The 17,421-nt window shown below is 58.0% G+C and carries 23 protein-coding genes; 10 read left to right on the top strand and 13 right to left on the bottom strand.

Annotated elements, in window-relative coordinates:
• Positions 1-98 precede the first annotated feature (98 nt).
• From AC2FIP_RS14500 to AC2FIP_RS14490, 3 genes are read left to right on the top strand one after another with little or no spacing between them, the layout of a single operon-like run.
• Positions 99-344: a glycine zipper 2TM domain-containing protein gene (locus AC2FIP_RS14500; RefSeq protein ID WP_496786967.1), complete on the top strand. Its 246-nt coding sequence runs from the start codon at positions 99-101 to the stop codon at positions 342-344.
• Between the two features lie 11 nt (positions 345-355).
• Entirely contained in the window at positions 356-700 is a 345-nt protein-coding gene (locus AC2FIP_RS14495) for an EF-hand domain-containing protein (RefSeq protein ID WP_142638671.1), read from the top strand.
• A gap of 33 nt (positions 701-733) precedes the next feature.
• Positions 734-1,045 (top strand): hypothetical protein, encoded by a 312-nt coding sequence (locus tag AC2FIP_RS14490; RefSeq protein WP_496692764.1) that lies wholly within the window; start codon positions 734-736, stop codon positions 1,043-1,045.
• Here the strand turns inward: AC2FIP_RS14490 and AC2FIP_RS14485 are convergent.
• The 4 genes from AC2FIP_RS14485 to AC2FIP_RS14470 are packed head-to-tail and all read right to left on the bottom strand — an operon-like array spanning position 1,042 to position 3,784.
• The gene (locus tag AC2FIP_RS14485) at positions 1,042-1,335 is read right to left on the bottom strand and encodes a 4a-hydroxytetrahydrobiopterin dehydratase (RefSeq protein ID WP_142638667.1); all 294 of its coding nucleotides are present in this window, start codon (positions 1,333-1,335) and stop codon (positions 1,042-1,044) included. The genes AC2FIP_RS14490 and AC2FIP_RS14485 overlap by 4 nt on opposite strands.
• Positions 1,332-2,519, bottom strand: a complete 1,188-nt coding sequence (locus AC2FIP_RS14480; protein WP_496786966.1) for a GNAT family N-acetyltransferase — start codon at positions 2,517-2,519, stop codon at positions 1,332-1,334. The genes AC2FIP_RS14485 and AC2FIP_RS14480 overlap by 4 nt, the downstream gene beginning before the upstream one ends.
• A gap of 45 nt (positions 2,520-2,564) precedes the next feature.
• Complete coding sequence (locus AC2FIP_RS14475; RefSeq protein ID WP_142638663.1) at positions 2,565-3,332, bottom strand: glycerophosphodiester phosphodiesterase family protein; 768 nt, start codon at positions 3,330-3,332, stop codon at positions 2,565-2,567.
• Complete coding sequence (locus tag AC2FIP_RS14470; protein ID WP_496709451.1) at positions 3,329-3,784, bottom strand: RidA family protein; 456 nt, start codon at positions 3,782-3,784, stop codon at positions 3,329-3,331. Before AC2FIP_RS14470 ends, AC2FIP_RS14475 begins: the two co-directional genes overlap by 4 nt.
• A 345-nt stretch (positions 3,785-4,129) precedes the next feature.
• Here AC2FIP_RS14470 and AC2FIP_RS14465 point away from each other — a divergent pair, with 345 nt between their 5' ends.
• Together AC2FIP_RS14465 and AC2FIP_RS14460 are read left to right on the top strand one after the other, a co-directional pair.
• On the top strand, positions 4,130-4,900 hold the full coding sequence (locus tag AC2FIP_RS14465; RefSeq protein WP_142638706.1) for an MlaA family lipoprotein: 771 nt from the start codon (positions 4,130-4,132) through the stop codon (positions 4,898-4,900).
• Complete coding sequence (locus AC2FIP_RS14460; protein WP_496692767.1) at positions 4,890-5,498, top strand: MlaC/ttg2D family ABC transporter substrate-binding protein; 609 nt, start codon at positions 4,890-4,892, stop codon at positions 5,496-5,498. Before AC2FIP_RS14465 ends, AC2FIP_RS14460 begins: the two co-directional genes overlap by 11 nt.
• A 2-nt stretch (positions 5,499-5,500) precedes the next feature.
• Here AC2FIP_RS14460 and AC2FIP_RS14455 read toward each other — a convergent pair whose 3' ends face one another.
• The 5 genes from AC2FIP_RS14455 to AC2FIP_RS14435 form a co-directional block, all read right to left on the bottom strand.
• A complete protein-coding gene (locus AC2FIP_RS14455) occupies positions 5,501-5,833 on the bottom strand; it encodes a putative quinol monooxygenase (RefSeq protein ID WP_271952393.1) in 333 nt (110 codons plus the stop codon).
• A 92-nt stretch (positions 5,834-5,925) separates the two neighbouring features.
• Positions 5,926-7,023 (bottom strand): ABC transporter ATP-binding protein, encoded by a 1,098-nt coding sequence (locus AC2FIP_RS14450; protein ID WP_142638656.1) that lies wholly within the window; start codon positions 7,021-7,023, stop codon positions 5,926-5,928.
• 4 nt (positions 7,024-7,027) lie between these two features.
• Positions 7,028-7,927, bottom strand: a complete 900-nt coding sequence (locus tag AC2FIP_RS14445) for a carbohydrate ABC transporter permease (protein WP_271952391.1) — start codon at positions 7,925-7,927, stop codon at positions 7,028-7,030.
• On the bottom strand, positions 7,920-8,792 hold the full coding sequence (locus AC2FIP_RS14440) for a carbohydrate ABC transporter permease (protein WP_142638652.1): 873 nt from the start codon (positions 8,790-8,792) through the stop codon (positions 7,920-7,922). The genes AC2FIP_RS14445 and AC2FIP_RS14440 overlap by 8 nt, the downstream gene beginning before the upstream one ends.
• A 57-nt stretch (positions 8,793-8,849) precedes the next feature.
• Positions 8,850-10,094, bottom strand: coding sequence for an ABC transporter substrate-binding protein (locus tag AC2FIP_RS14435; protein ID WP_282022100.1), 1,245 nt, complete (start codon positions 10,092-10,094; stop codon positions 8,850-8,852).
• A 214-nt stretch (positions 10,095-10,308) separates the two neighbouring features.
• On the opposite strand from AC2FIP_RS14435, the gene AC2FIP_RS14430 reads away from it, so the two are divergent.
• On the top strand, positions 10,309-11,046 hold the full coding sequence (locus AC2FIP_RS14430; RefSeq protein ID WP_496786964.1) for a response regulator transcription factor: 738 nt from the start codon (positions 10,309-10,311) through the stop codon (positions 11,044-11,046).
• Entirely contained in the window at positions 11,043-12,494 is a 1,452-nt protein-coding gene (locus AC2FIP_RS14425) for a sensor histidine kinase (protein ID WP_496786962.1), read from the top strand. The genes AC2FIP_RS14430 and AC2FIP_RS14425 overlap by 4 nt, the downstream gene beginning before the upstream one ends.
• Positions 12,495-12,498: 4 nt before the next feature.
• Here the strand turns inward: AC2FIP_RS14425 and fliP are convergent, their stop codons facing one another.
• Genes fliP through fliF form a run of 4 tightly spaced genes read right to left on the bottom strand, consistent with a single transcriptional unit; the run spans position 12,499 to position 15,689 of the window.
• The gene (fliP, locus tag AC2FIP_RS14420; RefSeq protein WP_496692770.1) at positions 12,499-13,227 is read right to left on the bottom strand and encodes a flagellar type III secretion system pore protein FliP; all 729 of its coding nucleotides are present in this window, start codon (positions 13,225-13,227) and stop codon (positions 12,499-12,501) included.
• Positions 13,227-13,514: a FliM/FliN family flagellar motor switch protein gene (locus tag AC2FIP_RS14415; RefSeq protein WP_271952383.1), complete on the bottom strand. Its 288-nt coding sequence runs from the start codon at positions 13,512-13,514 to the stop codon at positions 13,227-13,229. Before AC2FIP_RS14415 ends, fliP begins: the two co-directional genes overlap by 1 nt.
• Complete coding sequence (locus tag AC2FIP_RS14410) at positions 13,507-14,103, bottom strand: FliH/SctL family protein (RefSeq protein WP_496786961.1); 597 nt, start codon at positions 14,101-14,103, stop codon at positions 13,507-13,509. The genes AC2FIP_RS14415 and AC2FIP_RS14410 overlap by 8 nt, the downstream gene beginning before the upstream one ends.
• On the bottom strand, positions 14,103-15,689 hold the full coding sequence (gene fliF, locus AC2FIP_RS14405; RefSeq protein ID WP_496709448.1) for a flagellar basal-body MS-ring/collar protein FliF: 1,587 nt from the start codon (positions 15,687-15,689) through the stop codon (positions 14,103-14,105). The genes AC2FIP_RS14410 and fliF overlap by 1 nt, the downstream gene beginning before the upstream one ends.
• Positions 15,690-15,808: 119 nt before the next feature.
• On the opposite strand from fliF, the gene AC2FIP_RS14400 reads away from it, so the two are divergent.
• Genes AC2FIP_RS14400 through AC2FIP_RS14390 form a run of 3 tightly spaced genes read left to right on the top strand, consistent with a single transcriptional unit; the run spans position 15,809 to position 17,394 of the window.
• On the top strand, positions 15,809-16,306 hold the full coding sequence (locus tag AC2FIP_RS14400; protein WP_496703491.1) for a flagellar basal body-associated FliL family protein: 498 nt from the start codon (positions 15,809-15,811) through the stop codon (positions 16,304-16,306).
• Positions 16,307-16,315: 9 nt separating this feature from the next.
• Entirely contained in the window at positions 16,316-16,822 is a 507-nt protein-coding gene (locus tag AC2FIP_RS14395) for a hypothetical protein (protein ID WP_496786959.1), read from the top strand.
• On the top strand, positions 16,819-17,394 hold the full coding sequence (locus AC2FIP_RS14390; RefSeq protein ID WP_496786958.1) for a MotE family protein: 576 nt from the start codon (positions 16,819-16,821) through the stop codon (positions 17,392-17,394). The genes AC2FIP_RS14395 and AC2FIP_RS14390 overlap by 4 nt, the downstream gene beginning before the upstream one ends.
• The last annotated feature ends 27 nt before the right edge of the window (positions 17,395-17,421 follow it).

Raw genomic sequence — 17,421 nt, 5'->3', positions numbered from 1 at the left:
ATCTGGCCCCAGTGCTGCTGGGGCCATTTTCGCAATTTAACTTGCGACACTCTTATGATGGGCGAATACTTGGTACATATTCATCAGGGAGTTTGTTTATGAACCTAAAGACATTTACCTTTCTTTTAGGTCTGACCGGCGCACTTGGCGCTTGTGGACCGGCCCCTACCTCGCAACAACAGGCCGCACGACAGCATGAGATCGCCTGCCTGAGCGGCACAGTGGGTGGTGCCTTGCTGGGCGGCGTCATCGGCAATCAGTTTGGCGGCGGTTCCGGGAAAACCATTCTGACGGCAGCGGGTGCTGCGGTCGGCGGCATTGAAGGTCAGAGGTTCGCATGTTGAGAGGGATGAAGATGAAAACCGCAATCGTCCTGTCGATGTTGTCCCTGGCGGGTGCCGCTACGGCCGAAACCGTGGCAGAGCTGCATGAGAATGAGCTTAAGGCCATCGACACCAATAATGACGGCTTCCTGTCAAAAGATGAGTTCGACGCCTTTTCCGACTATGCGTTCCAGACGATGGATGAGGACAAGAACGGCACATTGGGCCTGGATGAAGCCAAGCCGTTTCTGGATATAAAGCAATTCCAAAAGGTTGACCGGGACCGGGATAGTAATATTTCAAGAACGGAATACGATCAGCATATGACCGAAGATTTTATTTCTGCTGATCAGAACAGCAACGGTCAACTGGACTAGGCTCTGCGGCCTTGGGCCAGACAGGAGTATGCAATGACCAAATGGAGTGCTCTTTTTGCGTTGGGGTTGCTTGCGGCATGTGATGTGCCGCAGGCCCCTATTGTGACCGGCCCTGATGGCCAACCGAGGATAGAGATCAGTACCAATGGCCTGACCTGCTATGACCGGCGTTGTCTCGACATCAACCCCGCAGCACGGTCCGTGCGCATGATCGGCAACAGAACTACCCGGATACCTGCCGAAATCGACGTTAGTGACAACCTGGTCACCTCAGCCGAGTTCAGGCGGCTGGGTCAGGTTGCCAGCCTTGCCGGTGGTGTCGGATCACGCGGTGACAGCGGTTAGACCAGGCTGTCCATCTTGCGGGCCAGTTTGGCGTCCAGCGCCGAAAGCCCGCCGACATCATGGGTGGACAGCGTCACCTCGACCGTGCGGTAGACATTGAACCATTCGGGATGATGGTTCCATTTCTCGGCAAACATAGACACTTGGGTCATCCAACCAAAGGCGTGGACGAAGTCCTCGAACATAAAGGTCTTGGTGATCGCATCCCGGTCCTTGACCATGGTCCAGCCGCTTTTGAACAGCGGGTCCAGCAAGGGGCCACGGGTCTCGGTCGACAGAAGTTCAGTCATTGGTGTTCCTCCGGGTTCGACTTTCTGAACGGGCCATAATCAGTCAGAATCTCGATTTCTTCTCCCACTGCTTGGGCCTCGGCGTCCAGATATTTTTTGATCGCATCGGCAAAGCTGGGGTCATTGACCCAGTGCAGGCTGTGCGTGCGTGTGGGAAGATAGCCGCGCGCCAGCTTGTGTTCGCCCTGCGCCCCTGCCTCGACCCGTGCCAGGCCTTGCGCAATGGCAAAGTCGATTGCCCTATAATAGCACAGTTCGAAATGCAGGCAGGCATGATGTTCGACGCAGCCCCAGTAACGGCCATAAAGCGTCTCGCGCCCGATAAAGTTCAGCGCTCCCGCAATCGGATAGCCGCCGCGCTCGGCCAGAACCAATGCCATGTCATCCGCCATGGTTTCCTGAGCGATATCAAAGAATTGCCGCGTCAGATAGGGCACGCCCCATTTCCGCGCGCCGGTATCCTGATAGAACTCCCAGAACGCGTCCCAATGTTCGGGGCGCAGGTCATCACCGGTCAACGCGCGGATTTCGCCGCCAAAGGCGCAGGCCTGCGCGCGTTCCTTGCGGATGTTCTTGCGTTTGCGCGAGGATAAAGCGGCCAGAAATCCATCGAAATTCGCATACCCGTCGTTCAGCCAGTGAAATTGCTGGGAATGGCGCAACATCAGGCCCATCTGTTCGCCCGCCAGCGCCTCATCTTCAGTGCAAAAGGTCGCATGTACCGACGATACCTGATTTTCCGCGGCTAGCTGCACCGCCCCCTGCACCAAGGCGGACATGCCCACCGCCTGATATCCCGGCCGCAGCAGAAAGCGGCGCCCGGTGGCCGGGGTGAACGGCACGGCAATCTGCAGTTTGGGATAATACCGCCCGCCGGCGTTTTCATAGGCATGCGCCCAGTTGTGGTCGAAGATATATTCGCCCTGACTATGCGATTTTGCGTACATCGGGGCGGCCCCGATCAACATTCCGTCCAGGTAAACCGTCAGGTATTGCGGCTGCCAACCGGTACCCGGCCCGACCGACCCGCTTTCCTCCAAAGCCAAAAGAAAGCGATGAGTGGTAAAGGGATCAAGCGGACGGCCCCCGTCCGCAGCCTCGGGGCAGGCACAGCTGTCCCACTCTGCCGCAATAATCTGCGAGAGCGATCCAAGTACCCGAACCTCGATTTGTGCCTGATCCATGTGCCCTCTGCATTTCATCTTTATCTGTGACGGAAGGGGCGCGGTTCAACCCGGATGCGCGGCTAAGTACCCTTCGAAAGTCACATTATCGGCAATCTTGCGGGCCTCGGCCTCTTGCGCAGCCGAGCGAACGGTCCAGCACAGGACCGGAACACCCTGCGCCTTCAGCTCGGCAACCCTTGGGCGGGACAGGTCTTCGGCTTCGTGGCTGATGAAACTGGCCCCGACCCTTGCGAAATCCGGGATGTCCCGCAGGTAATCGCACACCGCCGCAGGCAAAAGTTCGACTTTGGGCTGATACGAACAGGTCGTGATCCCCCTGGGCAAATGCGGCGCCAACCGCGCCAGTTCAGCCACCGAATTGGGGTTGAACGACATCAGCGCCACCGGACCTTCATAACCCTCAAGGGCTCGTACAGTATCGCGCTCGAGCGGGCCCACATTCGGGCCCATCACACCGTCCTGATCCTTAAGCTCGATCAGCAGGGGCACCTTGCCCGCCACGATTTCCAGCACATCATCCAGTGTCGGAATACCGTCATCAGCGTGCAACAGCTGTGTCTCGGACGCTACCTGCGCCGAAATCTGCCGAACTGGCCCCGGTCGCCCGGTCAGTCGCCCCAGGTCATAGTCGTGAAAGACCAAAGCCCGGTTGTCGGCGCTCAACTGCAGATCAATCTCAATCCCGTAACCGGCCTTAACAGCGGCACGAACCGCCGCCCGGCTGTTTTCCGGGCGGTTGTCCAATTTGTCGTGCAGGGCCCGATGCGTGATCGGGGCCTGTAGGAACGTAGCGGGCAGTACCGGGGTCATGCGATCTCGAAGATGCCTTCGATCTCAACCGCGACGCCCAACGGCAACGACGCTGCACTCACGGCCGAGCGCGAATGGCGACCAGCCTCGCCCAGCGCCTCGACCAGAAAGTCCGACGCACCATTGATCACCTGCGGCTGGTCGGTGAAATCGGCGGTTGAATTCACAAACCCTGTCAGTTTGATCACACGCACCAGCTTTTCTATATCGCCACCGCAAGCAGCCTTGACCTGCGCCAGAAGATTGATCGCGCAGACCTTGGCAGCCGCAGCACCCGCTGCAACATCCATGTTTTCACCCAGCTTGCCGGTGATCAGTTCCGCATCCTTGGAAATCTGTCCTGAAACGTAGACGATATTGCCGACCCGCACGAAAGGCACATAGTTGGCGGCGGGCGCCGGCCCGTCCGGCAGACTGATTCCCAGGCTTTCCAGTTTTGCTGCGATACTCATCTGTTGATCCTCACCTGATATAGACTCGGCGGGACGCTATCCGGGATCGTTCGGTTGGAAAAGTGTGAAACCAGTAAAACTGCGGTCAGTGGCGTATTAAGCGTAACTTCTCTTATCCCGAGGTGTTGAACTTGTGTCACTTTACCAGATGCAGTCGGCCGGGTTAAACGCGAACTGTTTCAAAATGGGCCCAAAACCTTTATGTGACGACAGATTGAGCCGCAAAATGACCGCAGGCATTATTGATTGAGCGTCCAGCCCCACTCACAAAACGGCTGGCGCGTTTGGAGTTGAAATACCGTGTTGAGCAAGATCAGATTCAAGCCCCTGATTGTCGTGACCCTGATGACCGTTCTTGGCGCTTGCGCGTCCCAACCCGCCGATCAGGCCGCGCGCGGCGATACTTTCGATCCCTACGAGAATACAAACCGCGGCATTCACAAGTTCAATCTGGGCGTCGACCGATTCCTGTTCCGTCCGGCCTCGAAGGGCTATGTGAAAATCGTGCCCGATCCGATGGTGACCAGTTTCAACCATTTTGCCGAAAACCTGACTATGCCGGGTCAGGCTCTGGATTATCTGCTGCAGGGCAATCTGAAGCAGTCGGGCAATGCCCTGCTGCGGTTCCTCATCAATACGACCGTTGGTGGCGCGGGTCTGTCTGACCCGGCCAGCGAATTGAACCTGCCGCCCGTGGATACCGATTTCGGTGAAACCCTGCACGTCTGGGGTTTTGGCGAAGGCGCCTATGTGGAATTGCCCTTCTATGGCCCCTCAACATCCAGGGATGCGGTCGGCGTCGTCGTCAACCTGTTTTCGAACCCGATCAACTTCACACCGGTGCGCCCGGTCGAGAATATTGGCGTCTACGCCGAAATCGTAAGGCGGATGGGCGACCGTGGACGGTTCTCGGACACAGTCGATTCCATCCTCTATGAAAGTGCTGACAGCTATAAGCAGGCACAAACAATTTACCTGCAAAATCGACGTTTCGAACTGGCACGCGATGATGAGGACGCCTATCTGGGATTGTATGACGATCCCTATGCAGATATCGGGACCGACCCTGTCAGAGACCCCTACCTTGACCCCTACGAGGATCCATATGCCGAGTAATTATTTGAAGAGAAGAGAGTTTATTGCATCTGGCATCGCCGGCCTGGCGCTAGCCACCCTCCCTTTGCCAGGCTTCGCCCAGACAGAGGCCAGTGCAAAAGCGTTGGTCGTTAGCGTTGTGGATGACATCAACCGCGTCATCAGTTCGGGAAAATCCGAAAAGAGCATGATCCGCGATTTTGAGAAGATTTTCGTGCAATATGCCGATGTTCCGATCATGGCGCGCTATGTGTTGGGGGCCGATGGCCGCTCGGCCAGTGCGTCGCAGATCAGGCAGTTCACCGACGCGTTTCAGGGCTATATCTCCAGCAAATACGGGCGTCGCTTTCGCGAGTTTATTGGCGGCCAGGTGACCGTTCGCAATGCGCGCAAGATCAAAGCGGGATACGAGGTCCGCACCTCGGTCAAGTTGCAGGGATCTTCCCCGTTCGAGGTGACCTTCCTGGTGTCCGACAAATCCGGCCGCGACAAATTCTTCAACATGTTTATCGAAGGCGTGAACATGCTGCTGACCGAACGTACCGAGATTGGCGCCATGCTGGACGCGCGCGGCGGTGATCTGAACCGTCTGATCAAGGATATGAAGCGAACCGGGTAAATTCACAGCGATTTGCTGCAGTCAAAACTTTCAAATCCGCTCGTAGTTTCGACCAGTTCGGCCTCATAGTGTGCGATCATTGGCATTGCAATGGGTTCGATCTGGTCATTCCAGACCGCCTCGCCATAGAAGCTGTCCTTTATCCTGTCGCGTTCTTCCAACGAAGAGAACGCGCGCATCCAATGCACTTTGTCAGGATTTTCCAGATCTCTGAGCGGCCCAAACACAAGCATTCCTGCATCCCGCAACGCAGCGCGATTGTGTTTCTCAAAGAATTCTATGAACGCTTCTCGGCGGCCCGGTTTTAGTGTGTAATGTCGAATTTCCAGTATCATCGATATTCCCCGGGCAATCTCGTTGGCCTGACATGGCGTCAGTACTTGGCGAAATTGCCCGAGTTTAGCAAGAACAAGTCCTGCGCAGTGCGCTAGTTCAACCGCTCGCCGGTTTCCTTGGCAAAATAGGACACTTTGCTCATGTCAAAGGCCAGGTTCAGCTCTTGTCCGGCCTGGGCGCTGGTTTCCGCGTGCAGGCGCGCAGTGACCTGTTTGCCGCCCAGTTCGGACACAACATAGGTGTCAGCTCCAGCAGGTTCGACCATGTCGACCATGCAAACCGCTTCCTGTACACCGTCTCCGGCGCGGAACCCGGCCTCGGCAATATCCTCTGGGCGCAGGCCCAGAATGACATCCTGCGGCAGTGACAGATCACGGGCATCCTTCAGGACTAGCGTTTCACCCGATGACCGCTCGATGGCAATTTCGGTGCCTGTGCCGTTCTTGGTTGCCTTTGCAGGGATCAGGTTCATCGCGGGTGAGCCCATGAAATCAGCCACGAACAGGTTGGCAGGGTTGTTATAGATCTCGGCCGGGCTGCCGATCTGCTGCACGATCCCGCCTTTCAGAACCACAATCTTGGTGGCCAGCGTCATCGCCTCGATCTGGTCGTGGGTCACATAAACGATAGAGGCATCCAGAGTCTGGTGCAGCTTCTTGATTTCTGTCCGCATCTCGACCCGCAGCTTGGCGTCGAGATTCGACAGCGGCTCGTCAAACAGGAACAGTTTGGGGTCGCGCACCAGCGCCCGTCCCATCGCCACCCGCTGACGTTGACCACCGGACAGCTGACTAGGACGGCGGTTCAGCAGCGGTTCGATTTGCAGCAGCGCGGCCACATCCTTTAGCTTAGCGTCCATCGTAGCCTGATCCACGCCGCGCACTTTCATGCCAAAGGTAATGTTCTTGGCCACCGACATGGTCGGGTACAAAGCGTAGGACTGAAACACCATGGCGATGTCCCGGTCCTTAGGGCTGACATGGGTCATGTCTTTGCCACCAATGGCCAGCGTACCGCCGGTGATCGGTTCCAGCCCGGCAATGCAGTTCAGCAAGGTGGATTTACCACAGCCCGATGGGCCGACCAGCACCAGAAAGTCGCCCGGTTCGATCGAGATGTTGATATCCTTCAGGATCTCGGTTGCGCCGTAGTTCTTGTACAGCTTGTTGATATCAAGGATGGGAGCCATCATTCTATCCCTTCACAGAGCCAGCGGTCAGGCCGCGGATGAAATACTTACCGGCAACGACATAGACGAGCAGCGTCGGCAGACCCGCGATGATCGCGGCGGCCATGTCGACATTGTATTCTTTGACACCGGTGGTGGAGTTTACGATGTTGTTAAGCGCCACGGTCACAGGCTGTGTGCCCGCCTGGCTGAACGACACGCCGAACAAGAAATCATTCCAGATCTGCGTGAATTGCCAGATCACGGTTACCACGATGATCGGCAGTGACAGTGGCAGGAAGATCGACCAGAAAATCCGCAGGAACCCGGCCCCATCGACGCGAGCGGCCTTGGTCAGCTCGGCCGGGATAGAGACATAATAGTTGCGGAAAAACAGCGTGGTGAAGCCAAGACCATAGATTACGTGGACAAAAATCAGACCCGGAATGGTTCCGGCAATACCCATCATGCCCAGAAGGCGCGCCATCGGCAGCAGGACGACCTGAAACGGAATGAAGCAACCAAACAGCATCAGCGAGAAGATGATGTTAGCCCCTTTGAACCGCCACTGCGCGACAACGTAACCATTCAGAGCACCCAGCAGGGTCGAGATGGCCACCGCAGGCACCGCAATCAGGACCGAGTTCCAGAAGTAAGGCCGCAGACCTTCGCATTGGATACCCGTGCAGGCGCCCGACCAAGCGGTTTTCCAGGCCTCGAAACTCACCTCACGCGGTAACGATATCAGACTACCGGTACGGATTTCCTCAAGACTTTTGAGCGATGTCGTCAACATCACAAATAATGGCATCAGGTAATACAGCGCGAACAGGCACAGCACCACGTAAAGCAGCCAGCGCAGGGCGATTTTGCTCATGTTACTTTGACTGCGGGTTTGGGTGTGGGGCATCGACAGATCAGTCATTTTTAGCCCTCAATTCTGAGTAGAGATAAGGAACCACGATGGCAAAGACGACCAGCATCATGATCATTGCAGAAGACGCCGCCTGACCGATATCGCCGCGCGAAAAGGCCATCGCATACATGTAGGTGGCGGGCAGATCGGTCGCATAGCCCGGACCGCCTCCGGTCAGGGCGATGACAAGGTCAAAGCTCTTGATTGCCAGATGCGCCAACACGATGAAAGCCGACAAGAAAATCGGGGCCATCGACGGGATGATGATCGCGGTATAAATACGCCAGGTTGGAATACCATCGACCTGTGCGGCCTTGATGATCTCGCCATCGACCGAGCGCAGACCGGCCAGAAACAACGCCATCACAAAGCCCGAGCTTTGCCAGAGTGCGGCAATGACGATGGTGTAGATCGCGTAATCGGGATTCACAAGCCAATCGAATTCGAAGTTGGGAAAGCCCCAACCCTGCACCATGGACTCAATCCCCAGACCGGGGTTCAGGATCCACTTCCACGCCGTGCCCGTGACGATCATCGACAGCGCCATGGGGTAGAGATAGATTGTTCGGATCGCTCCTTCGACGCGGATTTTCTGATCCAGCAGGATGGCCAGCAGCAGGCCCAGCAGCATCGCGATCACGATGAACAGAGTACCAAAGATATACAGGTTGCCAATCGCCGTATCCCAGCGAGGAGAGTCGAACAGGCGCTCATATTGGATGAAGCCATGGATCTCGTATTTCGGCAGCAGTTTTGAGCGTGTAAGCGACACCCATGCGGTCCATCCGATAAATCCGTAGACAAAGATCAATACGGCGATGAACGACGGTGCCAGCACCACCTTGGGCAGGTGGTTTTCCAGCCATTCGGACATATTTTCCTCCGGGGAAAGATGCTCTGCCCCGCATTATAGGGGGCAGAGCGGATTGGATCAGTAGCTGTTCGCCACCGCGTCCGCCAGTTGCTGAACCGCGTCAGCCGAGGACATATCCGAGTTGAAATGCGCGGTCACAACATCGGTGATCGCACCAGCCTGCGACCCGCGCAGCGCCATGCCATGGGCATAAGACGGCAGCAGCGAACCACCCGCCGAGGTCGAGCCCATGTCTTCGGCCGAGATTTGCGCGCAGATGTCAAAGGCATCCAGCGACACATCGGTCCGGGCCGGGATCGAACCCTTGTTCAGGTTGAACACTTCCTGAAAGTTCGGTGCAACAATCAGCTTGGCCAGCAATTCCTGACCGGCGCGATTGTCGTCGCCCTCAACCTCGAACATGGCAAAGCTGTCGACATTGTACAGATATCCATCGCCGGGGGTCGAGGCGCACAGGAAATCCTCACCAGGCTTCTTGCCCGCTGCCAGGAATTCGCCCTTGGCCCAGTCACCCATGATCTGAAAGGCCGCTTCGCCGTTCATCACCATCGCGGTGGCCAGGTTCCAGTCACGGCCCGAGAAGTTCTCGTCCACATAGCCACGCAGGGTGCGCATCTGGTCAAAGACCTGGATCATCATGTCCGAGGTCAGTGCTTCGGGGTCCAGATCGACCAGGGCTTTCTGATAGAACTCGGGTCCGCCAAGACCCAGTGCAACGGCTTCGAAAACCGTGGCGTCCTGCCAGGCCTGACCGCCATGGGCCAGTGGGATCACACCGGCGGCCTGCAGTTTCTCGGCAGCGGCGTTGAACTCATCCCATGTGGTGGGCATTTCGATGCCATTCGCAGCCAGCACATCGGCATTGGCCCAGATCCAGTCGATGCGGTGAACGTTCACAGGCGCCGCGCACCAAGTGCCTTCGCACATCATGTGACCAGCGATCGACGCGGGCAGAACGTCGGCCCAGCCTTCGGCGGCGGCCACGTTCGAGATATCGGCCAGAACGCCCTCTTCATACCATTCCTGAATCGCCGGGCCTTTCAGCTGAACCGCTGTCGGCGCGTTGCCTGCCAGAACCCGCGCCCGCAGCGCCGTCATGGCTGCATCACCGCCGCCGCCTGCGACAGGCATATCGGTCCATGTGCCCCCGTTCGAGGCAAACTCTTCCTGAAGCACGGCCACCGATTTGGCCTCGCCACCGGATGTCCACCAATGCAAGACCTCCGCCTGTGGTTCGGCCACCACAGATGATCCGGCCGCGACGGCCAATGCGGACACAGTCGCAAAAGAAAATCGTTTCATGTTTTCTCCTCCCTGAGAATTCGGTGCCAGTCAAATTGGCAATGCCGCAATACTGTGCCCCTATCTGAGTCTGACAACGCTTAATCCGGGCCAATACCCGGGAAAGGCGCAAATTTTCACCGCTTTTGTTACAGCGTGTTACGTTAGCATTGAATCTGTTTCCGTTCGTTACAATGGACGAAGTTTGGGGCCAGAGAACAGGAGGAAGAACACTGTGAGCATTCCGCGGCTGTTGGTGGTGGATGACGACCCTGAAATGCGGTCGATGATGACCCAGTTCCTGCAACAGAATGGCTTCATTGCGCTGCCCGCCAGTTCCGAAAGCGAAATCCGCGCCCATCTCAAGTCGGGTCGGATCGACCTGATTCTATTGGATGTGATGCTGGGGGATGAAAACGGCGTTGATATCTGTGCCCGCCTGCGGGCCGAACAGGACGTGCCGATCATTCTGGTCTCGGCCTTGTCCGCCGATCATCAACGCATGGCCGGGTATGAGGTAGGCGCCGACGATTACATCGCCAAACCTTTTAATCCGCAACTGATGCTGGCTCGCGTTCGCGCCGTCATGCAACGGGCGCGTCGTACACCTTCGCTTGCCTATCGCCGCCGCACCCGCACCTTTAGGTTTGACGGCTGGCTCTATGACGGCAAACGGGACGAAGTGCATTCGCCGGACGGATATCTGGTATCCCTGTCCCAGCGAGAAACAGCAATGCTAAAGGTTTTTCTGGCCAACCCGCATATTCCCCTGACACGGGATGAAATCGCCGCGGCCCTGGATGTAACAGGCGCTACTGACAAGAGCGAAGGCCAGGGACGCGCCATCGACATGCTGGTCGGGCGGCTGCGATCCAAGATCGAGGCCAACCCCAAAGACCCGCAAATGCTGAAGACCGAACGCGGTTTGGGCTATATCTTTGCCGCAGAGGTGTCTGTGGACGAAACCGCATGACCGTCCGCGCCACGCGCCTGCGCAGCCTGGGCTGGATCTGGACCTGTGCCGCTTTTACCTCGGGGTTGCTGGCCGCAGGCCTTTGGTTCGCCTCGGCCCGGGCATGGCAGGAATTCCAGACCCGTGCATATGTTGCCGGGTTCGCTGTTTACGAGGATTTGCGCATCGGTAAATCCCCACCGTCAGGCATCTCAATCGTACCATTGCCGCCCAAAGCAGCCAGCCTGGCGGATGCCGGGCAGTTTGAGCAACTTCCCGGGTTTTCGGATCGCAGCTTTGTCACCAACCTGTCGATCCTGACTGACAGCTCAGCACCCGTTTCAGGCCGAGAGTTGACGCTGGCTGTGATGTCAGACCGGCTGGTTTACCCGGTGTCCGACATCCTCTCCGGCATCGAACAGACCGGCCCCGAGAAAATGGGCAACCTGACCCGGCTTTTGGCGACCTATTGCAGCGAACCCATACTGATCGCCCGCTATGGGCGCGGCGCATGGCAACAGGTGGACGGGACAGATATCTGGGGATGCCGTGCAGCCCCAACCGACCTGCGTCTGCCCACAATTCTGGTCGCCATTGTCGCGCTGGCGGTGATCCTGACCTCGGTGGGCAATGTATCGGACAGTTTCACCCGGTTTTCGACCGCCTTGCGCGACCGCAAAAGGCGGGGCGGGCCGAACAGTTATGAGGCCGATGGCCCGGCCGAACTGCGCGACATCGTCTCTGCCGTGAACGAGCATCTGGACGCAGAGCGCATGCAACTGGAAAAGCGCGCCACTGTTTTATCGGGTGTTAGCCACGATCTGGGCACCCCGGCCACCCGCGTCCGGCTGCGTGCCGCTTTGATCCCGGATGTCGAGCTGCGCGAAAAGCTTGAGGCCGATGTCGATCAGATGACCGGCATGATCGAAAGCGTTCTGACCTACACAAGGTCCGAGCTGAGCATTGAGGAACCGCGGCAGATTTCACTGACGTCGCTGGTCGAGGCTCTGGTCGCAGACTATCAGGATATGGGACTGCCGGTGACCCTGAAAAAGCTGGCCCCAGTGGCGGTACAGGGCGGCACGTCAGTTTTCATGTCGCGCCGAGGGCATGGATCCCTGCCCGAGACCCGGAGAATGCTGGTCGTCGGCAGGCCAATTTCGCTGAAGCGCGCCCTGACCAACCTGATCGACAATGCGCTGAAATATGGGCGCCATGCCGAAGTTCAGCTGGAAACCGATGCCAAAATAGCAACCATCACCGTCGAGGACAAAGGGGCCGACCTGTCCGTCTCGGATATCGAAGCCCTGATGGCCCCGTTCCGGCGCGGGTCAAACACCGGGTCTTCGGATGGGTTTGGTCTGGGTCTGACAATCGCGGCGACAATCGCAGAACAGCATGGCGGCACCCTCAGCTTCGAAGCCGGAGAGCAAGGCCTGCGCGCACGTCTGCAGATCACCAGGCAGTGACGATTCATGTCATATAGCTACGCACCAGCGCGCTTGCGATCAGCGACCAGCCGTCGGCAATGACAAAGAAGGCTAGTTTGAACGGCAGCGACACTGTTGCAGGCGGAACCATCATCATCCCCATCGACATCAGCACAGCGGCCACCACAAGATCAATGATCAGAAACGGCAGGAAGATCAGAAACCCGATCTGAAAGGCCCGCGCTATCTCAGAGAGCATGAAAGACGGCATCAAGATCGACAAGGGTGCCTCGGCCGACAAGGAAACCGTATCACCCCCGGGTCGCAATGCTGCCATGGCGTGGAAAGTATCCGGATCAACTCGCCCTGCCATAAAGGCACGAAACGGCTGCAACGCGCGCTCCAACGCTGGTTCGACCTCCATCGTTTCTTCGACCATGGGGCGAATACCTGTGGTCCAGGCCTCCGAAAAGACCGGCTCCATGATGAAATAGGTCAGAAACAGTGCGAGGCTGACGATCAGCATGTTGGGGGGGGATTGCTGCAATCCGATCCCTTGCCGCAAGATGGCCAGAACGGTGATCAGGAACGGGAAACAGGTGATCATGATCGCCAGCCCAGGCGCGAGGCTGAGCACGGTAATAAGCAAAATCAACTGAATGGTGCGCGCGGAAATCGACCCGCCTTCGCCCAGTGACAGCGACACCTCTTGCGCGGCGGCCAGAGACGGGGTCAGCGTCAGCAGCACCGCCACCCAAAACAGGAAACGCATTACCCGATCCCGTTCTGCAGATCCGCGATTTCGGTTAGGCGCACGGCCAGTTGCCCGGCTTGATCACCCTCCATCTCTTCCAGCAGACCGCGCGCCACCAGTTGATCGCCAACATATAGGTCCACAGGATCTTCGATCCGTTTGTCCAGGGTGAGAACAGCGTTTTCCCCCATATTCAGCAGATCCCGGATTAGCGGGCGCGCCCGACCGACTGACACGGTTACCTCGATCGGAACGGAATCAAACGGGCTGGCTTTTTCGGGTTTGGGGGATTGCGGGTCACTCATTGTTCAATGCCTCTTTTGCCTCATACACGTAAGCGTCAAATGCTGAACGGATTGTCTCTAGCAAGGCGCTGCTATCCACCTCTCGCTGCGAGGTACCAACCTGCAGACGTGCCTGACCGGCCCCAAGAGACGGGTCCTCGACAACGCGGGTCGGGGTGGCCAATTCGGGGGGCAACAGCCCTTCGACAACACTCACGAACCCCGAAGGCACAAAGATTTGCATCGGTTGGCCAATCTGTTCACCGGCCATTTCTGTAAGCTGTTCGACCAGCCGCGTGGCCTGCCCCCGATCCAGGGTGTCCGGCAACACCAGATTGACGAGGCTCTGGAACATGGGCTCCAACGACATTGTCATCCGGCTCGTTGCCTCATGATAAGTAAAGGACATATCCTCGAGCGCGCGGGCAAGGTTGTCTGATACCTTTCCACGACCCTGTTCCTGGGCCTGAAGGGCATCGTCCCATCCGGCGCTATAGCCGTGTTCGAAGGCACCAAGCCGCTGTTCCTCCAGCGCCTCTTCGTCCAGTAAATGAACTTTGCCGCCGCCTGCCTGTACAGTGAAATCCTCAAGAAGATGAGCTATCGACATCACGCACGCTCCTCACTTTCTTCAAGCCAGCTGCGCAGAATTTCCACGGTTTCCTCCTGCTTGTCGCCGATCATGGCACGCAGCCGATCAACCGGATCAGCGCCTGGATTTGCCGCCAATACCGGCACGTCTGCTGGGGCGTATCCCGGAATGGCGGCGAATTGCCCGCCCTCTTCGGTCGCGATCTCACCGGTCAGAACCGCCTCGGGCTCTGGCGGTGTTCCCGCCGGCAAAAGGGCGGGGGCAAGGGCCGGTTTCATCAGGATCGGGCGGATCACGAACAATCCCAGAACCAGCATCACGATCGCCAGAACGGCCATTTGGACCAGTGACATCGCGTCAAAATGAACCTGCTGCCAGATCGAAGACGAAACCACAGTTCCGCCAGGCTCTACTGCGGGCAGATCCAGCGATTTCAGGGTGATGACGTCGCCACGTTCGGCATCGAACCCAACGGCCGAGGCCACAAGCTCTCCCAATGCGTCAAGCTCGGTCTGGGGCAATGGCGCAAAGCTTTCTGCACCCGAGGCATCAACCGAGCGCGTTCCATTTACCAGAACCGCAACGGTCAGACGCTTGATCGCCCCGGGTGCGGTATGAACCTCTAACTCAGTCTCGGATACTTCATAGTTGACCCGCTCCCGCGTCTGTGTGGCATTTGAATTGGTTGCGTCCCCGCCCGCGCCATCCCCATCGGGCAGGTTCGACGCCACCGTGACGTCGGACGATTGGTTCCGGGCGCTGTCAGACCGTTCCTCGACATCGGTGCTGATGGCCACGCGTCCCTTAGGATCAAAGCGCCTTTCGCGGATGGATTCGGTTTTGGTGACCGTATCAACACTGACCTCAACGACTGCATTTCCGGCCCCCACTCGGGCCTCAATCAGACGCAGGACCCGTTCGCGCAGCTGGCGCGACTTGTCATCCGCGGTATCTGCTGCCACTGCAGTCTCTTTTGCGCCAATGACCGCACCATTGGAATCAATCACCGCCACATTCTCGGGTGCGAGGCCACTGACGGCGGAAGAGACCAGAAACCGGATCGCCTTGGCCTGATCCGAAGTGATATCCGCACCCGAGGACACCAGATAGACCGACGCCGTCGGCGCGACGCTGCGCTGAAACGGATTCGTCGACCCGTTGGCAATATGCACGCGCGCCTGGCTTATATGAGGGCTGCCGACAATCGTGCGCGCAAGCTCACCCTCTTTCGCACGCCAATAGGCCGCATCGAACATTTGCGAGGTGGTGCCAAACCCGCTGAGTGAATCCAAAAGCTCATACCCGCGGTTTCCGTTCGCAGGCAGGCCTTCGCTGGCCAGAGTCATGCGCAATTCGTCCCGCTGCGAGCCGGGCACGTAAATCGAACCGCCCCGAATCTCATACTGTACGCCGCGCTGATCCAGTGATCGAACGATATCCCCCGCCGCGCCGCTTTCCAGCCCGGCATAGAGTAGGGTCATCGACGGCGCCGTCGCCAACCGCGACATCGCAAGGACCCCCAAAAACACCAGCACGACTGCACCGGCGACAATGATTTGCTTTCGCCTGTCCAAACTTGCCCAGACAGTTCCGATCTGCTGCACGCTCACCTCCGACTCGCCGACATTCTGCCCGGCGCATCCCCTGTTTGGACGATTGCCCTTAACAATCGGTTAGTCCTTGCCGGGTTATGACATCCCCAGGCTGAATGAATGAGGACGTCATGACTGACGCGACTGCAGAACAGGCAGAAGCCCCAGAAAAATCGGGGAAAAAGGGACTGATCATAGGGGTGATTCTGGCCGTTGCCGGGGCTGCGGGCGGGTATTTCCTGACCACTTCTGGACTCCTGCCATTTGGCGGCCAACCAGCCGCGGAAGACGCCAAGGAAAAAGACAAAGGGACCGAGGTTAAAGCCCTGCCTGAGGTTGGTTTTATCGACCTGCCGGCGGTGATCGTCTCGGTCAATGCTGGCGATTCGCGGCACCTGAAATTCCGCGCCCAGCTTGAGGTGAACAGCAGCTACGCCTCGGATGTCGAGAAGATGAAGCCGCGAATCATGGATGTTCTGAACGGGTATCTGCGGGCGGTCGAAGTGTCGGATCTGGAGGATTCGCTCGCACTGATGCGCATCCGCGGTCACCTTTTGCGCCGCATTGAAATCGTCGTCGGGGAAGGGCGCGTGCGCGATGTCCTCGTGATGGAATTCGTATTGAATTAGGAGGCCGAGATGGAGCTGATTGCAGATATTTTGCTGGTCGCAGGTGCGCTGGGTGCGGGTCTTTACTGTTTCGTGCTGTCCCGTCGGTTAAAGCGGTTCACTAATCTGGAACAAGGTGTCGGTGGCGCGGTCGCTGTCCTGTCATCTCAGGCGGATGAGTTGAAGAAATCGCTTGATTCGGCACGAACTGCTTCGGACCAGTCGGGCCTTGTACTTGAGGCACTGACCCAAAGGGCGGAATCGGTTGCGCAGCGACTCGAACTGATGATGGCCTCGATGCATGATGTCATTCCGGCCGAAGAATCCACCGAGGACGTCACGGTTGAAGAACCCAAGCCGCAAGAACCCAAGGCCGAGGAACCAACGACGGATCCTGAGCCTGAAGAGGCTCCGGTCGAGGCGGTAGAAAAGCCAGAGGATTCTGTCGCGCCCAAATCCGAGAACGCTCAGGAAAAGCGCCCGGGCGGGCTGATGTTTTTCCGCCACGACCGTAATAGCGGAGAGGCCGCGACATGAGCGGACACATTGAAGAGAAACGACCAAGAAGCGGTGTCCTGACAGTTATTTCACTGTTGATGCTTGGGTCAGCCGCGATTCGGCTGGAGTTTGAGGCTGCACCAGCCCTGGCAAAAGGGGTCGAGCAGGCAGAAGCAAAACCGAAAGAGACCCCAGCAGAGCTGCCCGGAGCCCGGATACTGCTGACCGAATTGCTGCGGCGCGAAGAAGCGTTGAAAAAACGCGAAGCCACAGCCATTGATCGGGAAAAGGCGCTGGCCATTGCCGATGAGGCCATCGAGACCCGCCTGGCCGCCCTGCAGCAGGCCGAAGAGGCGCTGCGTGAGACGCTGGCCATTGCAGAAAAAGCGGCTGAGACAGACCTGACGCGCCTGACGGATGTCTATCAGAACATGAAGCCGAAAGACGCGGCCGCCCTGTTTGAAACGATGGACCCGACCTTTGCCGCCGGATTCCTGTCACGGATGCCGCCCGATGCCGCAGCCGGTGTTTTGGCAGGCCTGAACCCCGAGGCTGCCTATACAATCAGCGTGATTATGGCCGGGCGAAACGCTTCGGCTCCGCAGGAGTAGCCCCCATGATTTTCAACCCTGCATCGG

This window comes from Ruegeria sp. CDSB114 (assembly GCF_059611025.1).
This window is presented reverse-complemented; position numbering and strand designations above follow the sequence as displayed.

What these genes read in the sequence shown, in the direction of transcription:
- AC2FIP_RS14500 (WP_496786967.1), top strand. Translation starts at nt 99, where the DNA reads ATGAACCTAAAGACATTTACCTTTCTTTTAGGTCTGACCGGCGCACTT.
- AC2FIP_RS14495 (WP_142638671.1), top strand. Translation starts at nt 356, where the DNA reads ATGAAAACCGCAATCGTCCTGTCGATGTTGTCCCTGGCGGGTGCCGCT.
- AC2FIP_RS14490 (WP_496692764.1), top strand. Translation starts at nt 734, where the DNA reads ATGACCAAATGGAGTGCTCTTTTTGCGTTGGGGTTGCTTGCGGCATGT.
- AC2FIP_RS14485 (WP_142638667.1), bottom strand. Translation starts at nt 1,335, where the DNA reads ATGACTGAACTTCTGTCGACCGAGACCCGTGGCCCCTTGCTGGACCCG.
- AC2FIP_RS14480 (WP_496786966.1), bottom strand. Translation starts at nt 2,519, where the DNA reads ATGGATCAGGCACAAATCGAGGTTCGGGTACTTGGATCGCTCTCGCAG.
- AC2FIP_RS14475 (WP_142638663.1), bottom strand. Translation starts at nt 3,332, where the DNA reads ATGACCCCGGTACTGCCCGCTACGTTCCTACAGGCCCCGATCACGCAT.
- AC2FIP_RS14470 (WP_496709451.1), bottom strand. Translation starts at nt 3,784, where the DNA reads ATGAGTATCGCAGCAAAACTGGAAAGCCTGGGAATCAGTCTGCCGGAC.
- AC2FIP_RS14465 (WP_142638706.1), top strand. Translation starts at nt 4,130, where the DNA reads ATGACCGTTCTTGGCGCTTGCGCGTCCCAACCCGCCGATCAGGCCGCG.
- AC2FIP_RS14460 (WP_496692767.1), top strand. Translation starts at nt 4,890, where the DNA reads ATGCCGAGTAATTATTTGAAGAGAAGAGAGTTTATTGCATCTGGCATC.
- AC2FIP_RS14455 (WP_271952393.1), bottom strand. Translation starts at nt 5,833, where the DNA reads ATGATACTGGAAATTCGACATTACACACTAAAACCGGGCCGCCGAGAA.
- AC2FIP_RS14450 (WP_142638656.1), bottom strand. Translation starts at nt 7,023, where the DNA reads ATGGCTCCCATCCTTGATATCAACAAGCTGTACAAGAACTACGGCGCA.
- AC2FIP_RS14445 (WP_271952391.1), bottom strand. Translation starts at nt 7,927, where the DNA reads ATGACTGATCTGTCGATGCCCCACACCCAAACCCGCAGTCAAAGTAAC.
- AC2FIP_RS14440 (WP_142638652.1), bottom strand. Translation starts at nt 8,792, where the DNA reads ATGTCCGAATGGCTGGAAAACCACCTGCCCAAGGTGGTGCTGGCACCG.
- AC2FIP_RS14435 (WP_282022100.1), bottom strand. Translation starts at nt 10,094, where the DNA reads ATGAAACGATTTTCTTTTGCGACTGTGTCCGCATTGGCCGTCGCGGCC.
- AC2FIP_RS14425 (WP_496786962.1), top strand. Translation starts at nt 11,043, where the DNA reads ATGACCGTCCGCGCCACGCGCCTGCGCAGCCTGGGCTGGATCTGGACC.
- fliP (WP_496692770.1), bottom strand. Translation starts at nt 13,227, where the DNA reads ATGCGTTTCCTGTTTTGGGTGGCGGTGCTGCTGACGCTGACCCCGTCT.
- AC2FIP_RS14415 (WP_271952383.1), bottom strand. Translation starts at nt 13,514, where the DNA reads ATGAGTGACCCGCAATCCCCCAAACCCGAAAAAGCCAGCCCGTTTGAT.
- AC2FIP_RS14410 (WP_496786961.1), bottom strand. Translation starts at nt 14,103, where the DNA reads ATGTCGATAGCTCATCTTCTTGAGGATTTCACTGTACAGGCAGGCGGC.
- AC2FIP_RS14400 (WP_496703491.1), top strand. Translation starts at nt 15,809, where the DNA reads ATGACTGACGCGACTGCAGAACAGGCAGAAGCCCCAGAAAAATCGGGG.
- AC2FIP_RS14395 (WP_496786959.1), top strand. Translation starts at nt 16,316, where the DNA reads ATGGAGCTGATTGCAGATATTTTGCTGGTCGCAGGTGCGCTGGGTGCG.
- AC2FIP_RS14390 (WP_496786958.1), top strand. Translation starts at nt 16,819, where the DNA reads ATGAGCGGACACATTGAAGAGAAACGACCAAGAAGCGGTGTCCTGACA.